This window comes from Thermosporothrix hazakensis, from assembly GCF_003253565.1.
In the GTDB taxonomy this organism is placed as follows: Bacteria; Chloroflexota; Ktedonobacteria; order Ktedonobacterales; family Ktedonobacteraceae; genus Thermosporothrix; species Thermosporothrix hazakensis.
Genome location: NZ_QKUF01000040.1, coordinates 39270 through 48089 on the forward strand (window position 1 = coordinate 39270; position 8820 = coordinate 48089).

8 protein-coding genes are annotated in these 8820 nt (G+C 50.0%); 3 read left to right on the forward strand and 5 right to left on the reverse strand.

Annotated elements, in window-relative coordinates:
* Positions 1 to 261: 261 nt before the first annotated feature.
* Together EI42_RS34560 and EI42_RS34565 are read left to right on the forward strand one after the other, a co-directional pair.
* Entirely contained in the window at positions 262 to 690 is a 429-nt protein-coding gene (locus EI42_RS34560; RefSeq protein WP_111326083.1) for an SDR family oxidoreductase, read from the forward strand.
* Between the two features lie 37 nt (positions 691 to 727).
* Complete coding sequence (locus EI42_RS34565) at positions 728 to 1132, forward strand: SDR family oxidoreductase (RefSeq protein ID WP_281279020.1); 405 nt, start codon at positions 728 to 730, stop codon at positions 1130 to 1132.
* A 220-nt stretch (positions 1133 to 1352) separates the two neighbouring features.
* Here the strand turns inward: EI42_RS34565 and EI42_RS28760 are convergent, their stop codons facing one another.
* On the reverse strand, positions 1353 to 1775 hold the full coding sequence (locus tag EI42_RS28760; protein WP_246046480.1) for a nitroreductase family deazaflavin-dependent oxidoreductase: 423 nt from the start codon (positions 1773 to 1775) through the stop codon (positions 1353 to 1355).
* A gap of 334 nt (positions 1776 to 2109) precedes the next feature.
* Between EI42_RS28760 and EI42_RS28765 the strand changes: the two genes are divergently transcribed.
* Complete coding sequence (locus tag EI42_RS28765) at positions 2110 to 2250, forward strand: hypothetical protein (RefSeq protein WP_246046515.1); 141 nt, start codon at positions 2110 to 2112, stop codon at positions 2248 to 2250.
* On the opposite strand, the gene EI42_RS28770 is transcribed toward EI42_RS28765, so the two are convergent.
* The 4 genes from EI42_RS28770 to EI42_RS28785 all read right to left on the reverse strand — a co-directional run.
* Entirely contained in the window at positions 2239 to 3282 is a 1044-nt protein-coding gene (locus EI42_RS28770; protein WP_111326087.1) for an ornithine cyclodeaminase family protein, read from the reverse strand. The genes EI42_RS28765 and EI42_RS28770 overlap by 12 nt on opposite strands.
* A 67-nt stretch (positions 3283 to 3349) precedes the next feature.
* Complete coding sequence (gene sbnA / locus EI42_RS28775) at positions 3350 to 4411, reverse strand: 2,3-diaminopropionate biosynthesis protein SbnA (protein ID WP_111326088.1); 1062 nt, start codon at positions 4409 to 4411, stop codon at positions 3350 to 3352.
* Between the two features lie 86 nt (positions 4412 to 4497).
* Positions 4498 to 5247, reverse strand: coding sequence for a response regulator transcription factor (locus EI42_RS34570; protein ID WP_281279013.1), 750 nt, complete (start codon positions 5245 to 5247; stop codon positions 4498 to 4500).
* A gap of 473 nt (positions 5248 to 5720) precedes the next feature.
* The coding region (locus tag EI42_RS28785; protein ID WP_146505448.1) for a non-ribosomal peptide synthetase at positions 5721 to 8820 on the reverse strand (3100 nt) is incomplete at its 5' end.

An 8820-nucleotide genomic window follows, 5' to 3' on the forward strand; every position in this document is an offset into this window, starting at 1 on the left:
CAGAATGCTTGACACGATCTTCATCGGATGATACGCTTCATACCATGGAGCGAGAGCGGACGCACAGAGAACGCTTCTCGCCCGGTCCTGCCGGACGAGAACGGAGCACCTGTCAATTGTCCCTGATGTGTCGAACAAGGAAGCCAAAGCAGAGCGCCTACACCGGTTCCCTGAGGTGCGGTGGAGTTCAGACACAAGCCTTCTCCTTCTGGTGGAGGTGATTGACTGCTTGCGACAACAGCTATTCTACAACTTCGGCGCATGTTTCACCTGGATATCCCCCTGCGCTCACTCTTTGATGCCCCGACCTTTGCCGATCTGGCACCTCATATTGACTTGCTCAAACTTGGTCTTACGCCGAAGCCGCAGGAAGGCACAGAGTATGCATGGTATAAAGATGCCGTTTTAGATACATCGATCGTTCCTGATGGCACGCTTGATCTTGAGGCTGTCCTTGCGCCTCGATCTGTTTTCCTGACAGGCGCTACCGGTCTGCTTGGTTCAGCTCTGCTGTTTGACCTTCTTTGCAATACAAAAGCAACAGTCTACTGTCTGGTGCGAGCTGCTTCACTGGAACAGGCTCGCAAGAAGCTTGAAACAAAGCTTGCTCCTTATACAGCGCTTGCCGCGGTCGATCACTCTCGCCTTGTTCCGGTGATCCGGCAAAGCCGGAATTCAACCTTAGCATGAAGCAGTTTCAGCAATTAGCCGGACGGGTAGATGTCATATATATCATAGCGGGGCCGCACTTCAGTACACAGCCTCATATCAGGATCTCAAGCCCATTAATGTGAAAGGAACGCAGGAGGTGCTTCGCTTTGCCTGTGCAGGACGGCGCATCAAACCTGTGCATTTTGTCTCTACCCTGTCTGTTTTCCCGACATACACTGCGGATACGCTCCCAATGCACGAGGAAACATCTATAGAGTTTGGCTATGACGGTCTGGAAGGGGGATACGCTCAAAGTAAGTCGGTTGCAGAGCGCCTGATCATGCAGGCTCGAAAACGTGGGCTTCCTGTCATTGAAAATCAGCAGGCAATGGAAAGGCTCAGGCGCTTGGGTATAGAGATACCCTCAGTTACAGAGCGAATGCTGCATCGCTTCCTCACTTTTGTGCAGCAGAAGAAGTGACTTCTCAGGGTAAGGTCAGGGTAAGAACGGTCGTCGTCAATGGAAGCAGGATCTCTCGCTCTTTTCTCTGGCAATGTCTGAACTTGTTCGAGCAGCGAAGGCAGGAAACTCGCCTTCGCTGCTTCGCCATTTCTATCACACTTGTTGATAAGGCCTGTACATCACGAGAGAGCGGAACTGTGAGGGACAGTAGCAGTATTGACCTTCAGGAGGCATTCTTTCAACTGTCTATTCGCTCCAGCACAATCACTGGGATCTTGCGCTCAGTATTACGTTGGTATTCAGCAAACGCCGGCATCTGATTCGCCATCTGTGTATAGAGTCGAGAGCGTTCCGGCTCTTCTGCTATCACTGCTCGTGCCTGAAAACGCTCGGGACCTACCTCCACTGTTATGATGGGATGAGCAAGCAGGTTATAATACCAGTCAGGGTGAGAGCCACTCCCATTGTTAGATGCAATGAGAATAAACCGATCACGGTCGGTTGTATACGCCAAAGGTGTTGTCCGGGGCTGATTACTCCTGGCTCCAAGAACGGTAAGCAGAAGGAGCGGGACATCAGCAAACTTCCCGCTGACCTTTCCTCCATTGGAGCGAAACTCCTCTATCAATCTCCGATTATATTCCTTCTGATTACTCATCATGCTTCCTTTCCTGAATATGTGCCCGTTTCTCTTCGTCCACATAGGCACCACTGCTTTATACACAGTTTCTGTATGGCTTATTTCTACATTCTCAGAAGAAGCAAGTGGATAAGCCTTCATGTTATTGTTAGTCTCTTGTCCGGAACAAACAACGCTCGCTTCTTCCAGACTTCAGGATAGCAGAGAAAAGATGGCTGGTAAATGACAAATAACAGGAAATATACTGCATTCACAAAACAACAAAAGGAAAAAAAGCCCGATGACTTTATGATCAAAAAGGCTACTGGATAGCACCGTCTGGAAGATTCTACGCGAACTTCAATACGACGCCCGGATCTCTTTCAATGCGTTGAGGCAACACGCTGACCTGTCTACTCCTGATGTGGCGGAGCGCGTACGTAAAGTTGAAAGAGGCTGGTATTCTGACGGGCCGAAGTCCCTGGTCTTCTGGCCTTCTCAAGGTTCACAAGGGTAGCTTTCTCCCTAAACCAAGCTGACAGGCATGTCGATATACATGAGCAGCGAGAGCTACATCCTCGATGGCCAGGCCAAATGGATTCACCAGACAGATATCTTTTTTCGTTTTTCTCCCTACCTTCGTCCCGCACACCAGCTCTCCTAACTGGGCATCTACTCGGCGGCAGCGCCTCTCATCCTGCGGGAACGCTTCGTCAGGTCCAATGAGTTGCCCACTTCGATACATACGCCCGAGCAAACGCCGCGTATCAGCGCGCACCAGTTCCCAATCATCAACAATCACCGTATCCGCTTGCAGCACCACTTCCGGCAGAACATCATCCAGGGAAACATGTACGACAATCGCTCCGGGCTGTAACCACTCATACTGAATATATCCTTCCGTCACCGTGGTTGCCGGGATCACCACCTGTGCCGGGCGGATTGCCGCTTCTGCCGAATGCATCTCTTTCAACACAACGCCACGCCGATATAACTCGGGCTCGAACATATGCTGAACTCGCTCCACCTGTCCCGGGATCAGATCATAGACCAATAGAGTTCGTAGTGTGGGCAAATATCGCAGCATCAGTTCCAGATGCCGTTGCGCAATCACTCCAGCACCAATCACAGCCACTGTTTCCACAGGCGCTCCCTGTAGCAGTAAAATGGCCAGCATACTGACACTGGCGGTACGAACACTGGAAAGATATGCCGCTTCCATCACACACACCACCTGTGCTGTAAGCTCATCATATAACAGAGTAAGCCCACTGGCTCGAGGGATTCCACGACGTTGAGGATTCGCAATATTCCCGTTGATCACTTTTGTGCCAGCAAATTGAATCTCTCCCCCGACATAGGCAGGCATATTCAGGCTTCGCACATGTTCCCCTTCTCCATTCACCCACCCCAGATACGCTTCATCAGGTAGAATCGTCTGACCGCTCTCATGTAAATGAAATGCCTCGCGCATGATCACAGTACTATCCAGGTCAGCACACACTCGCATCACATCCTCACGCGTGAGATATAAAAAACTGTTTCGCATATTTCACCTCTTTTATCAAAAAAATAATAACAATCTCATTTCATCTGACTGGCAACAGAGCGTGAACCTATTCCCGGGATCTCACAACGCCTTTGCCCGGATCAACAGCCAGGCATGAAGGCACACAACGGGGCTGAGTCAGTAATGCTCCTGGTTTGTTATTCAGATCAAGACCGTTCTGTTGAATCCACTCATCATTGTAAATAGTGTTCAAGTAGTTTTCTCCCCCATCCGGGCAAAGGCAGACAACATGCTCCAGCTCAGCAGCCGCAGCCAGATAACTCGCACAGGCAAAAAGTACAGCCCCACTGGAACCACCGAGGAATATATCTGCCTCTCTGGCGAATAGCCGGCAGGTCGCAAAAGCCTCTTCATCCGAAACAAGGCGATACTGGCTATAGTGATGCGACTGAATGAAGTATGACCGTCTAGATGCTCCGATACCGGTTAGCTTGCGAGGAGCTGATACTGTATCAAAAATCACAGAGCCATAAGCATCGACCGCAATAATTCGGGTTTCCGGGCTCACCGCCGCAAAATAGTCCCCGATACCTGCCAGTGTCCCGCCAGTAGAGACCGCAACAAAAAGAGCATCAACCTGACGATCCATTTGTTGATAGATTTCTGGCGCAGTGGTGATAGCGTGGATACGAGGGTTGGCGGGATTCATATATTGATTCGTCCAGACATACTGAGGATGCATATCGCAGAGCTTTCTTACTCGTTCCAGACGGGACAGGAGATAGCCACCACTTTCATCAGGCTCCTCAACAAGCTCTAGCTGGGCTCCGAAGCGAAGCATTTTAGCAATGTTCTCCTCAGTTGTTTTTGGGTCAATGACAGCAATAAAAGGGTACCCTTGCTGCTGACAAAGATACGCCAGAGCGACGCCTAAATTGCCAGAGGTTGATTCAATAATCACGCTATCAGTTGTGAGCTTGCTTTCCTCTGCCAACGACTGTAGCAACCCCATTGCAGTTCTATACTTGACAGAACCGGTCGGGTTGGCTCCCTCTAATTTGAGATAGACGCGCTGACGTCTCCCATATATAGTTATATCGACAGCCTGTAAAGGCGTATAGTTTTCCGTATGACCGTCATGAGAATCTCTATTGATGAAAGCTTGCATGCCTCTCTCCTTTGTTTTGAGGTGTCCTTTCCTTCAGCTTCTCCACGCTCTATCACTGTTTCAAGCACAAAAAACTGGTTCTGGCCTTACGCCAAAAGTTTGAGGGATTGAGCACAGGCAACCGCCTGAGTACGACTTTTTACCTGCAATTTGGAGTAAATATTGTTCATATGCCTCTTCACGGTTCCTTCCGCAATACAACACTTCTGGGCAATTTCACGATTAGAAAAGCCTTGAGAAACATATGCGAGGATCTCTAATTCACGCTCGGTGAGTAATGGTGCATCTTCCACAGAAAAATCCTCTCCACGCCTCCACTCATTTTCCCCGGGATACCCTGTAAAAAAGATTTCCAGTATGTCCTGTACCATCCCCATGAGCGCCTTCATGTTTGAAGCATGCTGCTGTAAAGTGATCTGTAAAAGGCGTCGCTCCTGGGGGAGGAACGAGAGACTGATACCCATTAAGGAATTCGAGGCAAGGAGATGAGTACGCTGTGCACCTTGCTGCTCAACACATGAAGGGGAAGAGCCTGCAAAGAGCTGTAACGATGGAAGGCCAACGGCTGCCAGTTTTCTATTATATTCCTGAAAAGCATCTTTCATCTTCTGTACCAAAACCTTGCTCTCCAACCAACCACACAATTGAATCCTTATTGTGATTGAAATAGAAGATGAACTTGTTTTTGCCTCTGACACCTCCACTGCCCTTAAAGACACGTCCAGGCTCTCCAGAGAAAAAAGATTGCAGAGCCGAACGAATAAATGAAAAACCGGCACAGGCAAAGCTCTTCGCCGAGAATCAGAAAACTGTACAGGGCTTCCGACATATTGCATATCTCTCTCCTTCATCCTCGTTAACCTGTGGAGGGAACAGGCTCTCTTTTCTCCGTACGATTGCTACAGTGCTGACCGGTGGCTCTGAACTATGCTGTGGTGATTTCTCACAACCAAATCCTTGAACAACGTCGCGAAAAGGCCCGCATATTTTTCGTTTGAGTCGCAAACTCAAACCACCGCATCAGTCAGAACCAGCCTCCCCCTTCAGACACAGCGCTCTTGAATAGAAGAAAGTGTACAGGGTTTAGTCCTCTGTTGTCTCCACCAAACTGTAGGGTTTTTTAGCAAAAAGTTCGCGCCCCCCATAGAGGGGGGAACAGAGGGGCTGGCAAAGAGCTATTACGAACACATCCCCCCACCCCCCCTCTCCTCAGCCAGGGACGTTTAAACAGCAAAAGGCAAGGCTTATCATGGCCTTGCCTTCCTGGTGGTTATTCTCTCAGTTTCTTTCCACAGATGGAAAACGAGTATCAGTCATCCAGCAGCCTGAGATGCTCTTCCAGGGTTCTCTCGGGATAGTTGATGACGCTCTGAAGCAAGCGCTCATACCAATAAGCTAAACGAGCAATCACAGCTTCCGGAAAAAGATTGCTGTTATATTCCAGTGCTCCGTTAATTTCTCCGTTCTCCTCCCCTAATGAAAGAAACAATTCTACTCTGGCAACGGCTGATCGGAGATCAACAGGCTTCATTTCAAGCCCTATCAGTGTGGGGGGCTCCTGATAAGGAGCGGTGTGCAGAGCAAACATAGCACTATACAGCTTTTGAGCAGAAGGCCGAAGCGCGCTCATAACAGCATCAAAAGGGACATCCTGATGCATATATGCTTCTAACGTGACGGCTTGTACTCTGCGGAGAAAAGCATAAAACGATAATTCTTCTGTGAGTCGTGTACGTAATACAAGAGTATTGATAAAGCAACCAATCAGCGCCTCAACTTCTACGCGTGTACGGTTAGCAACAAGCGTCCCAACAGCAATATCTTCCTGCTTTGTCCATTTCCTGAGCACCATCTGAAAGACAGCAAGCAACAACATAAAGAGAGTCACACCCTCACGGCGGCTGAACAAGCGGGCTGCCTCGCTCAGAGAAGGGGAAAGGCGAACAATAAAGGCCGCAAGGGGAGGATCCCCCTGCACCATATTCGTGGACAAGGGCAGGGGAGCCAGATCAGCGAGCTGCTGCTTCCAATACCCTAATTGCTCTTCGATCATATGCTGCTCTAAGCGACGAGTATGCCAGAGCGCATAATCAGCATATTGCACGGGAAGCGCTGGCAGCGATGGGGTGCTTCCTGAAACCAGTGCATTGTAGAGTGTACAAAATTCCTGTAGGAATATATCAAACGACCACCCATCAGAAATGATATGATGCATCGTAACAAGCAGAATATGTTCATCACTACGCAAGCGAAGCAGTGACAGGCGAATGAGTGGACCCATACTCAATATAAAAGGCCGTTCTATTTCTGCTTGCAACGTCTGCATCACAACAGACTCCTGAGCAGCGCCTGGCTTATCACTGAGATCAAGCAGGGGGCAGGGCACATGAAGTTGTGCAGCAATGCGTTGAACCGGTTTTCCTTTCACCGTCGCAATGGTTGTACGCAGTACCTCGTGACGCTGCACCATGAGCTGAAGTGCTTGCTGGCAGTATGCCTCCTGCAATCCCCCCTTTATATGGAGGGCCAGAGGAATAGTATAAGCAGATGATCCAGGGTCCATACGATCTAGAAACCAGAAGCGCTGCTGAGCAGGCGCAAGCGGAATAAGCTCGGGACGCTTTTCTACCCGTAACACATCATCATATTCTGTTCCTGTATGATGCAGTGTCCGTATCTGCTCAGCAAGCGCTGCAACCGTCGGTGCTTCAAAGAGAGAGCGTATAGGGAGCTCAACGTGAAACACTTTGCGGATACGTGCAACGATCTGAATCGCGAGCAATGAATGTCCTCCGAGACTGAAAAAGTTATCAGTCACACTGATTCGTGGGAGGTCTAACACCTCTGCCCAGAGAACTGCAAGCATCCGTTCCAGCTCACTTCTCGGACCGACATACTCGGTTTTCAGCATGTCTCGATCTCGCTGCGGCTCGGGGAGCGCTTTTTTATCAACCTTTCCGCTTGTGGTAAGGGGTACATGACTCAGTACCGTAAACGCTGAAGGGATCATATAATCAGGCAATCGGTGTTGTAGCCAGTTCCGTATTTCGTCCACAGAGAACTGCTCTGGGTCACGCAGTACAATATATGCGATGAGTTCAGCACTTTCACCAGAAGCAGTATAGGCAAGCACAACACATTCTTCTATATCTGGATGCTGCTGTAACACAGCCTCAACCTCTCCTGGCTCAATGCGACAGCCACGAATCTTTATCTGATCATCAATGCGTCCGAGAAACTCAATACATCCATCGGGCAAATAGCGGGCTAGATCGCCAGTACGATACATCCGCGCCCCCTGCTCCTCGCTGAATGGATCAGGAAGAAACTTCCAAGCGGTTAGTGCTGGCTCATTGATATAACCACGAGCAGGAGCAACACCACCAATAAAAAGCTCTCCTGGCACGCCTATCGGAACCTGTTGTCCGTAACGATCCAGCAGATAGATACGAACATTGGCAATTGGTTTTCCTATCGGCACCAGCTTCTGCCTATCAGTTCGTAGACAATCCCAGAAAGTAACTTCAATAGCCGCTTCAGTAGGGCCATAGAGGTTATGGAGTGTTGCCGTTTGTGTCTGGAAAAAGCGCGATTGCACAGAGGCTGGAAGCGCCTCACCACTACAGAAGACCCGGCGTAAACTTTTGCATGTTCCTGCTTCGGGTTCCTCAAGGAAGAGTGCCAGCATCGAAGGCACAAAATGAACTATTGTTATCTGCTGACCTCGAATCAAGGAAACCAGATAGGCACTATCCTTGTGCCCTTCCGGACGAGCCATCACCAGACATGCACCGGCTAACAACGGCCAGAAGAATTCCCAGACAGAAACATCAAAACTAAAAGGTGTCTTCTGAAGCACCTTGTCTTCCGGGCTCAGCGGATAGGTCTGTTGCATCCAATACAAACGGTTACAAATCGCGCGATGCGAGTTCATCGCTCCCTTTGGGCGACCGGTCGAACCGGAAGTGTAGATCACATACGCCAGATTCTCCGGCGCCATCCTCACCTGCGGATTCGTCACCGGCTGCTCCGCTATCCTCTTCTCTCTCCTCACGCTCCATACCTCCACTCCACACATCCTCTCTAGCTCCTCCCCTCCCTCATCTACCAGCACCACCCTCGGCTTCGCTTCCTCCACCATCCCTCTTATCCTCTCTAACGGATACTCCGGCTCCAGCGGCATATACGCCCCGCCCGCCTTCCAGATCGCCAGCACACTCACTACCAACTCAATGCTTCGCCTCATATATACTCCCACCAGCTCCTCTGCTCCCACTCCTTGCCTCCGCAACAAATGCGCCAACCGGTTCGCTCGCTCGTTCAACTCCCGATAACTGATCCACTCCCCCTCCAGGCTGACCGCCTTCGCCTCCGGCGTCCTGCTCACCTGCTCCTCTATTAACTCATGC